Here is a 20,370-nt window from a genome sequence, read left to right on the forward strand (position 1 = left end):
TTCCGCAACGCTACGAACCAGCGCCTACGCACACGCTGCGTCACCACCCGCCGAGCCCGCGGACACCTCCGCACCGCTCAACTTTGAAGACCCTGGAAAGCGGGCAAGCACGGTTCTGAGGGGGCCCCGGCGCAGTAATGCGCCGGGGCTACCCGACAACACCGCATCCGACCACATCACCGCCGCCCAGCTGGCCCTGGTCCAGCTGCCGAAGAAGTACCGGCGCGGGCGCCGGACCTTGGTCCGCACCGACTCCGCGGGCGGCACTCACGACTTCGTGACCTGGCTTGCCCAACGTGGGAGATGGCTGTCCTACTCGGTCGGCATGGTGATCACCGATGCGATCCACCAGCATGTCCTGCGCATTCCGGCCTCGGCCTGGACGGCGGCCGTCGAGGCGGACGGCGAGATCCGAGACGGCGCCTGGGTCGCCGAACTCACCGGCGACGTCCTCCTTCACGGCTGGCCCAAGGGCATGCGGCTGATCGTCAGGAAGGAACGGCCGCACCCCGGTGCACAGTTGCGCTTCACCGACGCCGACGGCATGCGGCTGACCTGCTTCGCCACCAACACCGCCGGCCGGCCGATCGCCGAGCTCGAACTCCGCCACCGGCTGCGGGCACGCGCGGAGGACCGGATCCGGGCCGCCCGGGCCACCGGCCTGCGGAATCTCCCTCTGCACCGCACCGCCCAGAACCGGATCTGGCTGGAGACCGTGCAGATCGCTCTCGACCTGCTGGCCTGGATGCCGATGCTCGCTCTGACCGGCAAGGCGAGACTCTGGGAACCCCGACGCCTGCGACTCCGCCTGTTCGCCACCGCGGGACATCTGGCGACCACCGGCCGCCGGCGGATCCTCCGCCTCGCGAAGCACTGGCCCTTCACCAGCCACATCACCGACGCCCTCGAACGGCTCGCGCTCCTGCCGAACCCCGGCTGACCAGCGGATCCATCCGTCTCTGCGAGAGAAATCCTCCAGCCGGAGCAGTGGAACCCGGCGTCCACCCGAGACGACACTCGGGCCCGCAGCCTCCCCAACTTCACCCCTCAGAACGAAAACGGTCCACCGACTTCATCGGCGGACCGTCACGCAAGATCGAGGCTAACGTGTTGGTACTTCACATACGTATCTGATTTTTGGTGAGCGCTGGGCCCCCGGGGTTCCTATTACGCCGTAATAGGGGATCCCTCGGCGGAGGTGCTTGGCATCGTCGTTGCCGCCTCCTCGCTGCCACCCTCCACGCTGTCGGTTGCCGCCGCGAGGACGGCTTCGGGAGCGACGACCATGGCGATGGCACCGAGCGGGTTGAGGTAGAACTGCTCGTCCGCGGTCAGCAGATCGGCCAGTTCCTGCACCGCGATGGTGCTGGTGGCGAACTGGCTCGCGGCCTGCAACTGGTCGCCGGAGGTGAAGACAGGGACAATTGCTGTGCCGTCCGGTGTCCGGGTGCGCAGCGGAGTCCCGTCGGCTGCCAGCCATATGCCCACGATCGTTCCTGCCAGCCGCTGGGGCACCTCCTCCGGAGGGCCCCAGCCGGTGGCCGCCAGCTGCACGGCTTCGTCCACGGGATCGGTCGGTTTGGGCCAGCCGAGCGCCAGGGGCGAGGGCCGGTACTCCTCGTTGTCCCGCCATTCCACCACTTCGCCCTCGGGGCTGGAGCGGTACTCGCCCGCCACGGTCCAGCGTGGGGGCGCGCCCTCACCGCGCCAGCCGGGGTCGACCATGCCGAGCCAGTGGTCGGGTGCGGCCTTCGCGGCTTCGCGGAGTTCTTCGGGGATGTTGGAAAGCGGGTTCGCTTCATCCTGGGGGCTGGGCGTCGTGCTGCTCATCGGCGTATCACTTTCTTGGTTGTCGTCGTTCATCGTGAGGTTATGGTCACTGGGGGTGCCCGCTCGCGGACCAGGAGAGGTCCGGCCGGGGGCGGAAGGTGAGCCAGAGGCCTGCCGGTGCGTCGATCGGTCCCGATACGACGTTCACCGCGGCTCCCACCTGTCCTATGGGAGCGTGCACGGTGCGCTGGGTGATGTTGGCGACGTGCTGCGCAAGACCGGTGTACGGGTTGCCCTCGGGGCCGAGAGCGGTCTCGCACATGACAAGGACGATCGACGCGTCCGGTCGCCTGGTGATCAGCGGTACCTGGGCGAGCGCCTGGCTGAACACCGGGCCGTTCACCATCAGGTCCTGGCCCCCACGGTAGGAGAACTGGGCGATGTCCCTGTCACCGTGGGCGAAGAGGAAGTAGGGCGTGGACCTTTCGCGGACCCACGGCAGCTCCCACGTGGGGGAGTCCTCACGGGGCCTGACCCGGAAATCTCCATTCGGGAGCCGGTACGCTTCGCCTGCCCGATAGGTCCTTTCCTGGCTCGCCCAGCGGGTTACCGGCTCCTTCCAGGGCCATTCGCGCGGACTGTCCAGGAATTCTCCTATGGGTTCACCCTGGAGATTGATGACGGGGCGGGTCACGACGTCCGAGAGCCGGAACCTGGTGCCGTCGATGGCGGCCAGGTGGAGGCGCTCCGGCTGCTCGGTCGAGGCACTGAGGGCACCTGGCCGACTGAGGATCCAGCGGCTGACGGTGACGCCCTCGGCCGCGTGCAGGACGATCCAGGTGCGCTGGCCTCCCTCCGGCCGGAACGTGATGGGCCCGTCGCTGGCCCAGACCTCCCTACCGGTGATGTCCGCCAGCATACGTGGCAGTTCCATACGCCCGTCCGCCGCGTACGGCATGACGAGGACGATGGGTGCGTCTTCGGGGAAGGCATGTGCGGAGACGGCGTTCTGCACGTGCTGCGCGAATCCCTCGAAGGACAGTTCCCGCGGCCCTCCGGGAGAGGCCACCGCCACGGTGTGCAGCCGGCGGTCGGCAGCGACGATGATCGGTGGAACCTCATCGCCCCATGGCGCCGGTTCCACGCCGTACGGGTCGGACGGAAGTACGGGGTCCAGCCGCTCTTCTGTCCAGGTGATGACGTCCGTCGTGAGCGGCGGGCGCGCCCAGGGGACCAGACGTCCTTGGGGGTCGTGACGATAGTCCAGTCCGACGATCGCCGAACCATGACCACGGATCCACTGGCTGTTGACCGCCGCGGTCGGAGCATGTCCGGAGAACGCGGAAGGCCCGGAGTGCGAGGCGCTTGCAGCCCAGCCGCCGGAGTGACCGGTACCGGACCGGACGTAGCCCCGGGAAGGCGCGGCGACGGACCCTTGCGGAGGGAGCGGCTGCCGGGGGTGGCCGATCCAGGGGCGGGGGGCTGCTTGCCGGGGGTGATACGTGAACCACTGGCCATCCTGGCCGGCCACGCCCTCGACCAGGGTCAGGGCGTTGGTCACAGCCGTCCACGGTGCGTGCACCGTACGGCCGGTGATGTTGGCCACCTGCTGGGCGGGACTGCTGTACGGATCGTTTCCACCGTAGCCGCTGTAGCACACGATCAGGACGATGGAGGCGTACGGCCGTCCCGTGACCAGGGGAACCTCGGCGAGCACACGAGCCACTTGCTCGGGCGGCATGCGCAGGACCTGACCGGGGTGTATGACCATGTCGATCTCGTCCTTGGCGCCGTGGGCCGTGAAAAAGTACGGAGTGAATTGCTCACCCGCCTGGACCCAGGGAAGAGGACGGGACGGTACGTCGGGGCCGGCTACCAGCGCGGGGTTGCCCTGTTCGGAGGTGTCTGTGGTGCCTGTTTGGCAGCTCCTCGCGGTGGTCAGTTCGCGCGATTCCGACCCGGTCTGAAGCCAACTCCTGTGAGTCTCGACAGCTTGGCCGATGGGCTCCCCGCTCTCGTTGACGAGCACGTGGGTCAAGATCTGCGAAGCCGGGAAGGATTCTCCGGTGATGGCGGTCAGGCGGATGCGCTCGGGCCGTTCGGCGAACGGGCTCAGAGCGCCTGGCCGACTGACGATCCAGCGGCTGACGGCGACACCGGTGGGTGCGTGCTGCACGATCCATGTCCTGGGCGCACGATGGTCACCTTCTTGGCTCACGAGTGCCATGGGACCGTCGCCGGCCCACACATCCCTGCCGGTGACAGCTGCCAGGGTGCGAGGCAGTTCCATCCGCCCGGCCGCGGCGTAGGGCATGACGAGAACGATCGGAGCTTCCGTGGGGAAGGCCCCGAACTCGATGACCTTGCGCACGTGCTCGGCGAACTTCACGAAGGAGAGATCCCGCTGTACTCCGCGTGAGGTCACCTTCACGCCGGACGCGGAGCGATCGGCGATCACCATGACCGGCATGTCCGTACCCCAGGGAGCCGGGCGGCCCCAGGTGACTTCCGCAGGCACCTCGTACGGCAGCCGCGGGGAGTCGTAGAGAAGGAACTCCTCTGTGATCGGCGAGCCCATCCGGTCGGCCAACCGGCCGTCGCCGTGATGGCGGTAGTCCACACCGACGGTCACTGAGTCGCGGCCGACCACCCACTGGCTGAGGACCGCTGCGTCCAGAGCCGCCTCGGACGGCCGCGACGCTTCGGTGAGACTCGGGCTCGGGCCGGACGCCAGGGTCGGCCGTGTCCCGGGCATGCGCCAGTCCCGGGCGGGTGCTGAGTTCGCAGGGGTGCCGGGTGCGTCGGTGTGAGGTCGGGGGCGGGCTTGTGGTGGTTGGGGGAGAGAGCGGGGTGGTTGTGGCAGCCGGCGCTGGGGTTGGGCTGCGGTGCGGGGATGGAAGGTGCGCCAGCCGCCGGCTTCCAACATGGTCAGATCGGCGCCGATCTTTCCTACCGGGGCGTGGACGGTGCGTCCGGTGACGTCGGCGACCTGCTGGCCGATGATCACGCCGTCGGGGCCGGGAGTTCCGGAATTGCAGATGACGAGGACGATTTCCCGGTTGCGGTCCAGTTGCAGGCTGGGCCGCCGTTTCAGCAGGTGGCCGAGTCCGTCACCGGTTGCGTTGTGGGGGATGCCGTGGCGGTCGCTGACAATGACATGTGTGTTCGCCCCGTGCAGGTTGGCGTAGTAGGGGCGGGCTCCGTTCCCGTCTACCTTCCAGGGATGAGGATTCTCCACGTCGCCTGTCTGGATCAATGAGGTGCTTCCGTCGCTCTCCTGGAATTTCTCGGCGGTGAAGTACCCTGTTTGTTTGTCCAGATCAGGAAAGCCGGATATTCGTTTGATCAATTCAGAGGGTGAGAAAATGGCTCGGCCGAGGTGGATTCCGTTCTCGTCGACGATGGTGTAGCTGGCGATTTCGGGGGCTTCTACGTGTCCGTCGAGTGTGCGGATCCGGTAGTGGGGTTCGCCGTGGGGGTTGTCGGCGAGGATGTCGGGGGTGCTTTCGAGCCAGCGACTCAAGGGTATGTCGGCGTTGGGCCGGCGGAGGACGATCAAGGTGTTCAGGCCCCGGCCGTCGGGCTGGACTCCTTGGGTGGCCTGGGGGACGAGTGCGAGGCCGCCGTCGGGTGCCCATACGGCGCGTCCGGTGCGGGCGGCGATGATGCGGGGCAGGTACATGCCGTTGGCGGCGGCGTGGGGGATGAGCAGGACGATCGGCCCGGCGGGGTGCGCGGCGAGGGTCGTGTCCGCGGCGAGGTGGTCGGCGAACTCCTCGGGGCTGTAGATGAGCCGGCCGTGAGGGGTGGCGGTCCGGACGCCGCCGCGGGGGCTGAGTCTGGCGGCTATGAAGAACGGGGTCTGGCCCGGGCGCACCCAGGGTGCGTCGACGCTAGGGATCCCGGGAGGCGCCAAGGGCGGGACGGCTCCGCGGAGAGTGACGAACCCGGAGGTGATCAGTCCGGTGACGGGTTCCTGCGTCTCACCGTTCCGGTCTGTGCGGTAGTCGAGGCCGGCGTCGTTTCCTTCGTGGTCACCGATCGGCTGGGTGTAAGGCTGTGCTGTCGCCATGTGGCCGCCGAAGACGTCGAGCTGTCCAGCGGAGGCGCTGGGACCGTCGTTGCCGACGGCGGGCATGTGCCAGTTCCGGGAAGGTGCTGAGTTCACGGGGTAGCCGGTGCCGGGTCCGTAGGCGGGGGGTCGGGGGCGGGCTTGTGGTGGCTGGGGGAGGCTGCGCTGTGGTTGTGGCAGCGGGCGCGGGGGTGGTTGTGGGAGAGGGCGGTGGGTCTGGGGTCGGGGCCCGGTGCGGGGGCGGAAGGTCTGCCAGCCGCCGGGTTCCGTCAGAGCCAGATCGGCGCCGACTACTCCCGAGGGCGCGTAGACGGTGCGTCCGGTGATGTCGGCGACCTGCTGGCCGATGATCACGCCGTCAGGGCCGGGAGATCCGCTCTTGCAGATGACGAGGACGATTTCCCGGTTACGGTTGAACTGAAGGCTGGGCCGCCGTTTCAACATATGACCGAGTCCTTCACCGGCCAGTCGGTGGAGGTTGCCGTTTTTGTCGTAGCTCTCGACGTATGCGCCGGTCCCGTCCTTTTCGACGTAGTAAGGGGTGCCTTTATTCTCGTTTTTCTTCCAGGGGAATGACTGCGGCGCGTCGTCTGTTATGCGCAGAACAATTTTTCCGCTGCTGTCCCGGCGGTAAACGGCGGTGCGGTATTCCGTTTTTTTGTCCAGGTTTCTGAAGCCGGGTATCCGCTTGAGCAAACCGGAGGGTGAGAAGCCGGCTCGGCCGAGGTGGGTGCCGTTCTCGTCGACGAGGGTGTAGCTGGCCAGTTCGGAGGCCTGGACGTGGCCGTCGAGGGTGGGGAGTTGGTGGTGGGGTTCGCCGTCGGGGTTGTCGGCGAGGATGTCGGGGGTGCTTCCGAGCCAGCGGCTGGGGGGTGTGTTGAGGTCGGGCCGACTGACGACGATCCAGGTGTTCATGCCCCGGCCGTCGGGGTGGAGTCCTTGGGTGGCCTGGGGGATGAGTGCGAGTGCGCCGTCGGGTGCCCAGACGGTGCGTCCGGTGCGGGCGGCGATGATGCGGGGCAGGTACATGCCGTTGGCGGCGGCGTGGGGGATGAGCAGGACGATCGGCCCGGCCGGGTGTGTGGCGAGGGCCGTGTCCGCGGCGAGGTGGTCGGCGAACTGTTCGGCGGTGTAGGCGCGCAGGCCCTGGGGGGTGCTCATGGTGACGCCGAGGGGGCCGAGGTCGGCTGCCACGAAGAACGGGGTCTGGCCCGTGTGGTTCCAGGGTGCGCCGATGCCGCGGATGCCGGGGGGTGCCTCAGCCGGGACGGTTCCGGCGTATGTGGCGAACTCGGCGGTGATCAGTCCGGTGAGGGGTGCCTGCATACGGCCGTGCCGGTCCGTGCGGTAATCGAGGCCGGGCTGGGTTCCGCCGTGGCTGCTGATCGACTGGGTGTAGGGCTGCGCGGCAGCCACCACGTGGCCGCCGAAAGCGGCGGGCTGGCTCGTGGAGATGCCGTGACCGCTGCTGGTCCCGGGCATGCGCCAGTCCCGGGAAGGCGCCGAGTTCACGGGGTGGCCGGCGCCGGGTACGTCGGCGGGGGGTCGGGGACGAGCTTGTGGTGGTAGGGGAAGGCTGCGGGGTGGTTGTGGCAGGGGGCGTGGGGGTCGGGGTGATGGTGGCAGCTCGCGCTGGGGCTGGGTTTCGGTGCGGGGGTGGAAGGTGTGCCAGTCGCCGACTTCCACCAGGGCCAGGTCGGTGCTGGTGATGCCTGCGGGTGCGTGGACGGTGCGTCCGGTGGTGTCGGCGACCTGCTGGCCGATGATCACGCCGTCGGGGTCGGGAGTTCCGGCATTGCAGATGACGAGGACGATTTCGCGGTTGCGGTTGAACTGGAGGCTGGGGCGTCGTTTCAGCATCTGGCCGAGTCCGGCACCGGTCAGTCGGTGGCGGTTGCCGCGTACGTCGTAGGCCTCGACGTATTGATTCGTCCCGTGCCTCGTTTCGATGTAGGGGTCTGTTCCCTGCCTGCCGTCCTTCCAGGAGAGGCGGAACTCCACGTTGTCTGTGGCGTCCATCATGATCATTCCGCTGCTGCTGTCCCGGCGTGTCTTACCGATGCCGTATGTCGTCTGCTCGTTCAGTTTCATGAAGCCCGGCAGTCGTACGAGGAAGTCGGAGGGTGAGAAGCCGGCTCGGCCGAGGTGGGTGCCGTTTTCGTCGACGAGGGTGTAGCTGGCCAGTTCGGAGGCCTGGACGTGGCCGTCGAGGGTGGGGAGTTGGTGGTGGGGTTCGCCGTCGGGGTTGTCGGCGAGGATGTCGGGGGTGCTTCCGAGCCAGCGGCTGGGGGGTGTGTTGAGGTCGGGCCGACTGACGACGATCCAGGTGTTCATGCCCCGGCCGTCGGGGTGGAGTCCTTGGGTGGCCTGGGGGATGAGTGCGAGTGCGCCGTCGGGTGCCCAGACGGTGCGTCCGGTGCGGGCGGCGATGATGCGGGGCAGGTACATGCCGTTGGCGGCGGCGTGGGGGATGAGCAGGACGATCGGCCCGGCCGGGTGTGTGGCGAGGGCCGTGTCCGCGGCGAGGTGGTCGGCGAACTGTTCGGCGGTGTAGGCGCGCAGGCCCTGGGGGGTGCTCATGGTGACGCCGTGGGGGCCGAGGTCGGCTGCCACGAAGAACGGGGTCTGGCCCGTGTGGTTCCAGGGTGCGCTGGCGCCGCGGATGCCGGGGGGTGCCTCAGCCGGGACGGTTCCGGTGTAGGTGGTGAACTCGGCGGTGATCAGCCCGGTGACGGGTGTCTGCATACGGCCGTGCCGGTCCGTGCGGTAGTCGAGGCCGGGCTGGGATCTGCCGTGACTGCTGATCGACTGGGCGTAGGGCTGTGCCGTTGCCACGTGCCCGCCGAAGGCAGCGGACTGCCTCTCCCAGGAAGGCACTGAGCTCAGGGGGTAGTCGGCGCCGGAATCAAGGGCACGCGTGTGGTCACGAGGCGGCGCGACAGCCGCTTCCGTGTTCGACCGGGTGAGGACATCGAAGACAGCCGAGGCCCGCGCCATGTCGTCGGGACCTGTGCCATCGGCCGCTACGTCGCTGTCACCTGTTTCCACACCATCAGCAGAGGAGCGCTCGGCGAGTCGTGTCGGCGGTGTCCGGTCCGCCGGGCTGTCGGACGAGTACGCGGTCGGTTCCACCGGAACCTGGTGAGGCGTGGTCGGCCGCGGTGTCGCCGTTCCATCGGCCACGGCGAACGAGTCGCCGTCCGCGGGGGCTGGGTCGGAGGCGTGAGGTGGGCCGGCCAGCAACGCCATGGCCGTACGGTCCGCGAGGCTGAGGGTCTCCTGTGCGGGAGGGGCCGTGTCGGCTTCCTGGGCCGGTACGGCGTCGTGCGTCTGTGCGTCGTCACCGGCCACGGTCTGTTCCGGCAGCAACCGGTCCAGTACGAACTGCGCCGCCTCGTCCCGTCCCGACCGTGAGAAGGGCAGGCCGCGGGCCAGGTCCCGGAGGGTTTCGAGGGCCTCCCCGCTGTCCTCGGGGCGCACTTCGTCCGGCGTACGGTCCAGGGCGTCCAGGAGCGTCGGATCGACGGAGGCGAGCGTGGCACGACGGCTGTCGACCTCCTCGCGCAGGAGCTCGGCGAAGTTCGCCCCGGTCCTGGTCGCGGTGCCGTAGAGCGCGCCCCACTCCTGGTCGTCGAGGCCCAGGAGGTCCGCCGCCGCGCGCTCCTGGGGAGTCACCAGGCCCGCGTTCTCGGCCTGCGCGGAGGTCAGTCCGTCGGGGCCGGCGGTCGCGGGGGTGAGAGGGTCGAAGACGTGGATCCGTCCGGAGGGCTCCACCCAGCGGGACACCTGGCGGGTGCTGCCTGCGAGGGTGAGATCGGCCCTCAGGTGCGTGCCCAGTTCCTGTGCGACGCCCCGGAGCAACTGGTGATGGTCCAGGGCCACCGCGCCCAGGAGAGCGGGCAGTTCCACCGGACCGAGCCGTGCGTCGCCGCTGATCTGCTCGCGCGCCTCGTTGACCCGACGGATGACGTCGGTGACGGTCTCCTCGAACGACTCGCCGGCCCGTGGCGCCAGCCCGGAGGGGTCGGCCGCCAGGTAGTTCCGGTAGCGGCCGAGGAACCGCGGTTCCTCGAAGGTCGGGTCGGTGGACCGGGCCTCCCCGACCAGCGGGGTGAGCGTCTGGACGGCCCAGCGGTAGGTCTCGGCCAGCGCGCGCCTGTGCAGCGCTTCCTGGTCGAAGGAGAGGAGCATGTGCCGGGGCACTCCCCCCTCGGCCTGCCGTACGGAGTCCGCGATCAGTTCGTGCATACGAGGCGGGGTCGCGTGCGGCAGCCGGGCCGCGTCCACGATCAGGTCGGTGAGGTCGAGGGCATGGACGTCCTCGGGTGCGAAGTCCTGGGCGGCCCGCAGCTCCCACCAGGGGGCGAGCTCGGTGTCCGCGAGGTGCTCGGAGGCGGCGAACCGGCGCTGGAGTTCGGCCACTTCGCCCTCGAACACCTCCGCGTACACGTCACCGGTGAACGTCCGGCTGCGGTACTCGCCTTTCGCGGTGTCCGAACGGAACAGATGGCGGTTGAAGCGTTCGCCCAGCAACTGTCCGCGGAAGCGCAGCCGGGTGAGGAGGACGGGGCCCTGCTGCTTGACGTGTTCCTCACGGCGGTAGTTCTCCGTGCCCGTCGCGGAACCGGAGGCACCGGTGGTGCGGGACTGCTCGGTGTCCGTCCCGGGCGTCATGGTGTTCACGCGGTTCTCACCCACGTGCAGCGTGTCGGCGCCCGAGTCGCTCAGCGCCTCCGTGAGACGCGGCTTGTCCTGGGAGGAGCTGTGCGAGGTGCCGCTCTGGTGCTTGCTGTAGCGGCCCGCACCCGTGTTCTGCACGGGACCGATGACCTCGAAGTCGAATAGGTCGCCGGTGAGCCAGAGACGGGCCCGCCTGCGGGAGTCGCCCGGCACGAACAGGTTCGCGTCGAGGAGATCCCGCTTGCCCACCACCGCGTCCCGCAGGTGGTTGCCTATCTGGGTACGGCTGAAGAGCTGGCTGACGGGCAGCGCGGTCCGGGTGGTCAGACCGTCGGCGTTCTTTCCGAACATCCGCACGAGCAGTTCCCGTACCGCGGGCAGCGCGTCGTCCACCATGGCGCCGCTGATGTACGCGTCGTTGGGCAGCTCGGGCAGCGGCCGCAGATCCGGAGCGGGCCGCGGGCCGAAGAAAGGCTTGTGCTCCGCCAGTCCGCGCGGGATCTGGAGTTCCAAGACGCCGGGCACGGTCTCGCCCGACCCCTCGGGGCCGACGGGGTCGTCGTGGTGGAGCAGCGCCGTCACGAAGTTGTTGAGCGGTCGGCGGGCCATGTCGAGGCGCCGCACGTTCACGGTGAAGGACTCGTCCACCTCCACCCGGTAGTGACCGGTCCAGTCGTACACGGTCTGTTCGGCGGTGGCCGTCTCGGCGCGGGTCACGCCCTGGTGCAGTCCCGTGCCGACGCCGAGCCGGGCACCGTGCGAGCTGTGGCTCTCGCCGCCGCCCAGACGTGCCAGGTTGGCGGACGCCCCTCGGTCGTGCGAGACGCCGCTCCAGTTCTCCCGGTAGTTGTGGCCGTAGTTCTCCAGACCGGTGCGCGGGATGAAGTCGATCACCCGTGGCGCGGACGTCAGGAGGGACTTCATCTCGACTTCGACGACGCCGGCGAGAAGCCAGCCCCACCTGCCACGCTCCGGGCTGACGAAGTAGAGCTTCCAGCCCTCGCGGTGCAGCAGGTCGTCCATGAAGGAGAGGTCACGGCCCTTGGCGAGGAGGGCCTGCAAGGTGTTCACGCCGCCCTGCATCCGGCCGATCCGCCGACCGTCCCCGACCCACACCTCAGCCTGGGAGAACAGGCCCGGAGCGACCTTGTCCACGTGAGTGCGGACGATGTCGTAGGTGGTACGGCCGTCGTGGTGGACCAAGTCGCGCACACCGCTGTGCCCGAGTGTGCGGCCGCTGGGGTCCTCGCGGGTCAGGTACTCGGGGAAGGTGAGATCCGCGTAGGGATCGTGCGCCTCGGACAACCTGAGGTCGAACTGCCGGCCGAATGCGTCCCGGACGGCATCGTCGTGGATGACGAGCGCACCGTCGCGGTGCAGACCGGCGAGGAGCTCGGCCAGTTCCTCCCGGGACGTGCCCGGCCTGTCCGACAGGGCGGCCGGCAGCTGCGGGGTTTCCTTGGCCCACCGGGTGAGCACCGCCGCGACGGTGTCCCCGCGCAGCGTCAGCTCCTCCGCTCCCCAGCGGTGGAGCACGTCACTGAGCTGCCGGTCGGGCAGAGGCAGCTCCCCTTGGCCGTACAGGTCGAGCGCCTCCGGTTCGGGCACCAGGAACAGCATCGTTCTGTCCCCGACCGACTCCTGCGCCGAGACGTGGTCGGCCGGCATGAGCTTGCCGTGCTTTTCCAGTCTGCTGCGCACGGCGAAGTCCGCGGTCGTACGGAACGCGTAGGCGCGGTTGAAGTCGAGCTGGATGTATTCCTTCGCTCCGGTCCGGCCGCCCTGCTCCCGCGTGTTGTGCTGGCGCGAGTGGTTGATGTCGAGGCCGCCCTGGAGCGAGCCGGGGTCATGGCTGCCGGTGTTCAGCGGACCGCCGGCGGTGACGGAAACCGCGGGCACGGCCACACCACGCCCATGGGTGTCCGCCGACCGCACCTGTCCCATGGCCAGGTGAATGACGCCCAGGACGAACGGGTGGTCCGTGGCCCCCGCGAACCGGGAGACACCCATGTTGCCCGAGATGTCGACCGAGGCGAAGGTGTCCCGCATCAGCCCGCTGTCGAAGAACTGGTCGCTGGTGTACTGGCCGTTGAAAATCTCCTTGGCGAAGGCGCGCACCAGGATGGTGCTGGTGAACGACCGCAGTTCCTGGTCAGCGTTGCCCTGCGGTCCGGTCAGGTCGCCGGTGATGCCGGTCGCCGCCTCGTGCAGGCCACTGGCGTCCAGGAAGAAGACGACACCGTGCTTGAGCACATCCGGTGAGGTGTGGTCCGACCGGTGCAGGCCCGGGTCGCTGTCGTCCCCGAGGGGCAGCAACTGGGTCACCGCCTGCTGACGGTGCAGGGTGATCGGGGCCGGGTTGCGGGCGCCCGGGTTCACCATGCCCCGCAGGCCGCCGTGCTCGTACTCCACGGTCACCGTGTAGTCGCTGTACAGCTCATGCTCATGCAGGAGCCCGCGGTACTCCAGCAGCTCGGGCCGGTTGTGCAGGTAGCTGACCTCCTGGGAGGCGCCGACCTGGCGGAAGAGGTCGATGCCGAGGGCACCGCCCCTGAGCAGGTCGTGCGCCGTTCTGACGCGGAAGGAGAGCGAGGCCCGCCTGCTGCCGCCGACGCCCTGGCCGGCGGTGCCCATGCCCATGGCCAGGTTGACGGCGGCGTAGTTGTCCGTCGATCCCCTGTAAGTGTCGGCGTCGCCCTCGGACCTGGTGGCTTTGATCGTGACCCGTGCCGCGTCCGAGGTGAAGTGGCGGGTCCTGCGGAACAGCGTGAAGCTCAGACCGCTCTGGTGGACCTGGTCGTAATGCGATTCCAGGCCACGGTCGGAGACCAGCTTGTCGAACAGCCTGACGTTGTCCAGCAGGCTCTCCAGCTCGGTGTGGTCCGAGTACCAGTGGGACTGGGAGAGCGCGGTGGCGGAATCGGCCGGCAGGAACCCCTGGTGCACGAGCTCGTCGTGGAGCTGGCCCCTGATCGACTCGACGGTGCCCGGGGCGAGTGCAACCAGACCCATGCCGATGCCCTTGCCCTCCTTGATGTAGGAGGGCAGCGCGCGTTCGAGGGAGTCGCCCTCGCGGCGGCCGGTGCGACGCAGCGCGTCGTCGGTGTAGGGGATGCTGTGGACGGGCGACCCGCTGTCCGAGACCGGTGATTCCACGGCCCTGTCGGCGTGCTCTGGTTTGAGTGCCTCCACCACGACCGGGAATCCGTGCCGGAACGCCTCGGGCTCCGGCATACGCACCAGGCCCTGGTCCCGCACGGGACCGGATTCCACCGAGTCCATGCCGCGCGGGGTCACGCGTACGGTGTGCTGGAATCCCACCTCGTACGCCGCCGTGTAGCCGACGAAACGGGGGACGAGCACCCACAGGCCATTCCGGCCGGAGCTGATGGTGTCGGAGGTCGATCCGCTGAACCCCACCTCGGTGCTGATACTGAGGGCCGTCACATGGTCCGTGAGACCGAGGTTCGCGCCGGCGACCAGCGGGGTCACACCGGAGGTCTGCGACAGGGTGTGGCTGCCACCCCCGCCGTCGATGGCGGTCCGCACATTCTCCACGGGCGCCTTGTCCGTCGTCGCGCCCACCGGCACGGCACCGGGTAGGCGCTGCGACTGCAGCTCGACGAGCACGGTACGGCCGTCGGCCCTGATCTCGAAGCTGTAGCCGTTGGGCTTGTTGACGGCCTCGTCGAGGTGGGCGTCGAGGTTCCACAGTTTCTGGATCAGCTCGTTGCGCCCTGTCGAGCCGAGCGGCAGCTCGATGCCCCTGCTGTCCAGTCCGCTCACGACCATGTCCAGCAGCGTGGGCATCCCGGTCAGTCCGGAGGCGAAGTGCCACTGGGGAAGCCGGTCCCGCAGGACGTCTTCACCCGTGGCCATCACGTGGAAGCCCGGATCCTTCAGATAGTGCTCCGGTACGAACAGCATCAGACGTTCGTCGCCGGTGGTCCGGATCTCGGTGGGCGGTGTGTCCGCCCACTGCTGCGTCCGGTCGGTACGGAGCTTCACCGACCACTCGGCCTCGAAGGCGAGAAGCCTCGACTCCGCGTCGCTCACCTCGATGTGGCCGCCCTCGGCGTCCGCGATGTGCGTGGTGGAACGCGACGACGCGTTCGCGGTGCCGGAGAGCCGGAGACCGCCGTAGAGGCCGTTCGGCCCCATCGGGAGCAGACCGACGTTGTACGTCGCCGACACACCGAGGCGGGTGGCGCTGGTGTTGCCCGCGTGGGTCTGCGCGTGCGCGCCGGTGAAGTACGTGCCCTTGATGGTCTGGTTGGCCCGGAAGCGCCGGGAGGAGTCCTCCCGGGTACCGAACAGGCGCTCCTGCGGCCTGCTCTCCGCGTTGTCCCGTGCCGGGGTGCCGTCCGCCGCTTCGGAGGTGCCCTCGCCACCCTCCGGGATGGACTCCAGCCGGGGCGGCTGTGCCACCGGCTCCGGCCGCGCCCCGCCCGGCGCGTCGGGGCCGGTGTTCTCCGCCAGCGGGCGGTCGTAGGACCCGGCGGGGTCGGGCACCGTACGCGGAGCGGTCGGGTTTAGGGTGATCAGCGCCTCGGCCGGGCCGAGCGGCACCACCAGACCGCCGCGCCGCTCCGAGCCCGGCAGCGAGGACTCGTCCGGGGTGGAGAGCAGATAGCGGTAGTTGCTCAGCAGCCTGTGCGGCAGGAGCGTCCACACGGACTCCTCGACCGTGAGGCCCTGCTCCTCCACGAGGTCGCGGAGCTGGCGCACCACCTGTGCCACGTGCGGAAGTTGCGAACGGGGGACACCGGTGGCCCGCACCGCCGGCGCGATGTCGATGGCGTCGCCCAGCACCAGACTCCGCGGCGTGGGACCGCCGTCGCCCGGCAGGGAGCCGTCGGCGGCCTGCCACGGCTCGACCCGGAGCTCCTGGCCGACGCCGGCGTCGAGGGGAAGGTCATCGCCCCGTACCTCCTCCGGGGTGTACAGGCGCGGGCCGGTGTCCTGCCGGATGCCGTCCGGGTCGGGGCGCTCGGACAGGCTGCCCCGGGCCGGGTCCGCCGTCACCCCGAAACGGCTTGCGATCACCGGCCGTCCCAGGTGGCGCGCCAGGCGGACGGCCAGGACGTCGCTGTTCGCGGCCATCAGCACCGGCGTCTTGCCCGGGGCCTGAACGGCCAGGAACGTCGCTACCTGGTCCACGGGCACACCAAACCCGTCGGCGGTGTCCGGGCGCGCGGCGGGCGTGAACACGAGGACGTGATGGGGGTCCGAGTACCCGGCCACCTGCTCCCGCATCGCCTGATCGGCGCCGGGCAGCCAGATGACCTCGGCCCGTGTGTCGAACTCGCCGCGGACGAAGGACGACTCGTCCGTCAGCCGCTTGATCGCCGGCCAGTTCCCCGGCGCGGCCGCGGCGGAGTCCGGCCGTACCGCGGCCGGTGAGAGCAGGGCTGTCGCGGTGTCCACCAGCGGGAGAAGCGTCTCCCGCTCCGGTGAGACCTGCGTACGGACCACGGTGAGCAGCTCCGCCAGCGGATGGCGCGGACCGGTCCCCGTCGCGGGGATCCCCTCGCCGGTCGTGCCGGCGGGCTCCCGCGACGGTTCCCCGAGGCCCCTGGCCGCCAGTTCCGCCCGGACCCGGGGGAGCAGCGCGGGCAGGCGCGGGTCAAGGACGGCCAGCCGCTCGTGCCGGCTGGCGGTCTCCAGCCGGACCGCCTCGTCGAAGGTGTGGCCCGTCTGCCAGGAGGACCGGTAGATCTCGGCGAGTTCCCGGTCGTCGAGGCCCAGGTCGTCGACCAGAGTCCGCTGTTCGGGCGAGAGCAGACCCGCTTCCTGCGCCCGCCGCGCGGAAAGCCCCGCCGTTCCGGGAGCCCGTTCGGCGAGCGGGTCGAAGGCGTGGACGCGTCCGTCGGGATCCGTCCAGCGGGTGTGCCACACGCCGTCGGGGAGCCGTACGTCCAGGCGCAGACGTGTGCCCAGCTCACCGGAGAGCCGGTGCAGCAGGTGCTCCACCGAGGCGAGGTCGCGCGGTGTGCGGACGACCGGGGGCCGCAGCGCCGGCAGGCTGCCCTCGGTGTCGATCAGCGCGCGGACCGCGCCGAGGTCACCGACGACCCTGGCGAGCAGCGCCCCGGGGTCGCCGGTGAGCGGACCGCGCGCGGACCGGAAGGCCTCGTAGGCGGCGAGCTGTTCGCGGATCACGGCGTCGGGTTCGGTGCCGGTCTGCTCCAGGTCCGAACGCAGAGTGTTTTCCGCCCAGCCCGCGATCTGCCGCAGGGCGTTCTGCTCCAGCCGCCGGGTGTCGAGCGACAGGACGGTGCCGTCCGTGCCGTGCTGGGCCCAAAGCTCGCCCGTCCGCTCGCGCAGGGCCTGGGCCAGGAGGCGGTGGGGCGGTGCGGTGGCGGCGTTCGGCTGGTCCGCGACGCCGAGGAGGAGGTCGGCGAGGTCCGCGCGGGGGGCACGGCCCAGTCCGTGCCGGTCCGTCGTGCTCTCGGCGGGCTCCGACACCTCGTCGATGGAAGCCAGTCCGGTGGCGGGAGGGGCGGGCCGGCTGGTCTTGAAGAGGACCGGGGAGATGGTGACGCCCAAGCGCTCCGTCATGACGTCGGCGACGGACGCCAGCCACTGGTGTGCCTGGTCCGGACGCAGACCGGGCCGCACCTTCTCGCTCATGTGACGGCCCGACTTGTCGGTGGCCTCCCACCGGTCGGTCTCCGCGTTGAACGACAGTTCCCCGGAGACGCGGGCCGGGCGGAGCAGCGTCCTCCCGTCCTCGGGGAAGCCCGCCACGACGGTCGGGTGGCCCTGGAGGGTGAGAACCTCCTTGAGTAGATCCTCCGTCAGGGTCGAGTCCTTCGCCATCATGCCTTCGGCGAGCCGGCTCCACTCCTCGTCGGACAGGATGCTCAGCGGCCTCTCGCTGCCGAGGTTGATCTCGCCGTCCTCATCGACGGTGAAGTGCCAGACACCGCTCGTGCGTTTCAGGTAGGCAGGTTCGAAGTCCTCCAGCCGGTGCCAGAGCGGGTTGAGCCGTACGGCCCGTACGTCGCCCCCGTGAAGGTCCCTCTCGTCCCCCTTCACCTTCTTCGGTTCCGCCAACGGGCCGAATCGCGCGTCCAGTTCGGCGGTGCCGGTGCCGGACACGCCCACGTGCTTGCCGAGCCGGGGCTCGTCGGGAGCGACCGCATCGAGCGGGACGCCTAGGATCGCGCTCATCTTGGCGGCGGCGTTGCGTAGCCAGGCGCCGATCTCTTCGTCGCCGTACCCCGGGCGCACCTCGCGCCCCATGTAGCGGCTGGAGGCGTCGATCTCCCACTGTCCGGTCAGCGGATTGTGCAACAGCTCACCGCTCACGCGGCTCCGGCCGACGCGGGTCACCCCCGTGCCGGGCTCGAAGTCGGCCGCGACGGTGGGGACGCCGAGGTCCGCGAGGGAGTTCTTGAAGCGGCTCCAGGTGAGTTCGGGGTCCTTGTCGCGCATGCCCTCCCAGAGCCGGTGCAGCTCGGAGTGGCCGGCGACCGACTCCAGGTCCTCGGAGCCGATGAACACCTGACCCTCGGTGTCCACCGTGTAGAGCCATCGCCCCTCGACATTCTCCAGCAGGGACGGCGGGAAGTCCTCCAGCCGGTGCCAGAGCGGGTTCAGCCGGCTGAGGCGTGCGTCCTTGTCGCTGTTCGCGACGGTGGCCGGGTCGTACTCGTGCTCCTTCACCTTGCGGGGCAGGACGGCCGGGCCGAACTCCTCGTATAGGGCGGGCCGTTCTGCTCCGCCGGCGGGTACCAGGCCGTACGTGTCGGCGTAGGCGGTGGCGATGGACGACGCCAGCGCCTCGATGTCCCGGGTCCGGCGTTCGCCGGGGGCCAGGTCCTTGAAGAGGCCGACGAGCGTGTCGGCATCGACCTCCAGCGGTCCCGACTCGAACTGCTGGAGCCGCCGGGTGACCAGGGAGGTCAGCGTCGTACGGAACGCGGCGTCGCCGTGCAGCGCGGCCGCGCTGCGCACGTCTGAGGCCGAGACCGTGTCCCGGTAGCCCTCCCGCCGGGCCACGAGGCGTCCTGCTTCGGCCTCGACGATCTCCTCCACGGAACGCGGGGGGAGGCCGTCCAGGCCCGCTATGGCCGCGTCGTCGTGCTGTGCTGCCAGCACCGATTCCACGAGGGCGCGGACGTCCGCGCCCCGCTCTGCATGGTCGTGCCGATCCTCGACCGGGTCCAGGCGCAGGGGCTGGGGGCGCAGCCCGCTGTACGTTTGGTAGGCCGTGGCGACCAGTTCACGCGGCAGGTCCTGAAGCCCGTACGTCCTGACCGCCGCACGGATCTCGGCGCCGGGTTCGGGCCCCTCGCGGCCCGCGCCGGGCAGGCCGGTGCGCACCGATTCACGGTCCGGGGCAGGGGTCCCGGTCTCCGCGGGAGCCCGCAGCGCCGTGGCCACCGCCCTCGCGGCAGGTTCCTGGCCCGCCTCCCAGGCCGTCATCAAGGTGCCCATGTGCAGTGTCGCCTCGGAGCCGTCCGGTGCCCGGTCACCGTCGGACCCCGTCCCCGCCGGGTGCAGTCCCTCGTGCAGGGACCGAACCGCCGCCGGGACACCGGACGCGCCCTTGGCGCGGGCAGCGGTGACGTCGGCGCCGAGATCGCGCAGCGTCCGGACGGCGGACACGAGCGCGGTCGCCGGCGCGCGCAGGGCCTTGGCGGGCCGGGCGGAAGAGCCCGAGGCGGCCAGGGCGTCGAGCGCCGTCCGGTACTCGGTGGTGGCGGCGGCGAGCCGGTGCGCCCGGTCCACGACCGTCGTCTCGACGGTCGTCGCAGGGGGGAGGAGGCGTGCCCATGACGCGGACGCCCCCGGCTGCTCAAGGGTGTTCTGCCGTACCTGGAGCACGAGTTGTTCGGAGCGCAGCAGGTGAGGGTTGTTGGCGATGTGCTCCAGCTTGGGCGGCCCGGCGATCAGGTCGCCCGCGCCGTTCCACCGGTAGTCGTTGCCGGTTGCTCCACCCCGGGCCGTGCTCTTCGCGTACACGACGGTTTCCACGCGACCGTCGTCGGCCAGCGCGTAGAAGAAGGCGACGCCGCCGCTGCCGCCGTTCAGGTGCGCGTGCAGGGGCTTGTTGATCGTCGGGGCCCCCTTCTCCCGGATACCCGTCCGGTCGGCCAGTCTTGTGACCACACCGAGTTCGAGTTCGGTGAAGCCGGTCTTCTCCACCGTGTCCGCGAAGTGCACATTTTTGCTCATGTGCCAGGTGTTGGGCATGTGCGGGCGGAACGAGGCGAAGCGCTGCGCCCGTTCGGCGTTCGCCGTGTCCCATGCCGTCAGCCGGCCGTGGACCACCTTGCGCCAGGCGTGCTTGGCCGTGGCCTCGAGCTCCCTGATCACCACGTCGTAGACCCCGGGGTCGAGGACCATGTCGAGCTGCGAGACATAGCTCCGGAAGTGCTGCTGGAATCCGGCTGGGCCCAGCATCCGCTGAAGCGCCGGAATCTCGTGCTCGAGCAGGTGTTCGGTGGCCAGAGGAAGGTGGAGTTCGAAGTACCCGCGGGTGCCGTGCGTGGAGTAGAGGCCCGTGGTCGTCGCCGCGATCGTGCGCGAGTTCACCGCGCCGGACCACAGCAGCGGAAGCAGCGAGGGATCCTGCGCCAGATGTTCGGCAATCGCCTTTGCCTGGGGCCCGGACAGGGCCTCGGCCAGCTCTTCGGAGTGCTCGAACCGCTCGGCGTGGTCCTCTTGGCTCGCGGGCCGTGGGGCGTGGGCACCGCTGTTCCGCTCCGCCGGGGCGGGCTGGGGCTCCTCGGCCGAGGGCGTCGGCGGGGGGGGGGGGGGGGGGGGGGGGGGGGGGGGGCGGGTTTAAGACAAAACCACGCCCCCCACAGGCGGGGTTTGTGAGTTGTGGGGAGTGG

General features: G+C 70.0%; 3 protein-coding genes. 1 reads left to right on the top strand and 2 read right to left on the bottom strand.

Going from position 1 to position 20,370, the window contains the following annotated elements; translation table 11 throughout:
- Positions 1-940, top strand: a 940-nt coding sequence (locus ACFC02_RS35450; RefSeq protein ID WP_376366165.1) for a transposase, incomplete at its 5' end; no start/stop codon positions are given.
- A gap of 227 nt (positions 941-1,167) precedes the next feature.
- Here ACFC02_RS35450 and ACFC02_RS35455 read toward each other — a convergent pair.
- Together ACFC02_RS35455 and ACFC02_RS35460 are read right to left on the bottom strand one after the other, a co-directional pair.
- Positions 1,168-1,830 (bottom strand): type VII secretion system-associated protein, encoded by a 663-nt coding sequence (locus tag ACFC02_RS35455; protein ID WP_376366167.1) that lies wholly within the window; start codon positions 1,828-1,830, stop codon positions 1,168-1,170.
- A gap of 46 nt (positions 1,831-1,876) precedes the next feature.
- Positions 1,877-20,068, bottom strand: a complete 18,192-nt coding sequence (locus ACFC02_RS35460) for a hypothetical protein (protein ID WP_376366169.1) — start codon at positions 20,066-20,068, stop codon at positions 1,877-1,879.
- Between the last annotated feature and the right edge of the window lie 302 nt (positions 20,069-20,370).

This window comes from Streptomyces sp. NPDC056160, from assembly GCF_042268205.1.
Taxonomy (GTDB): Bacteria; Actinomycetota; Actinomycetes; order Streptomycetales; family Streptomycetaceae; genus Streptomyces.

What these genes read in the sequence shown, in the direction of transcription:
- ACFC02_RS35455 (WP_376366167.1), bottom strand. Translation starts at nt 1,830, where the DNA reads ATGAGCAGCACGACGCCCAGCCCCCAGGATGAAGCGAACCCGCTTTCC.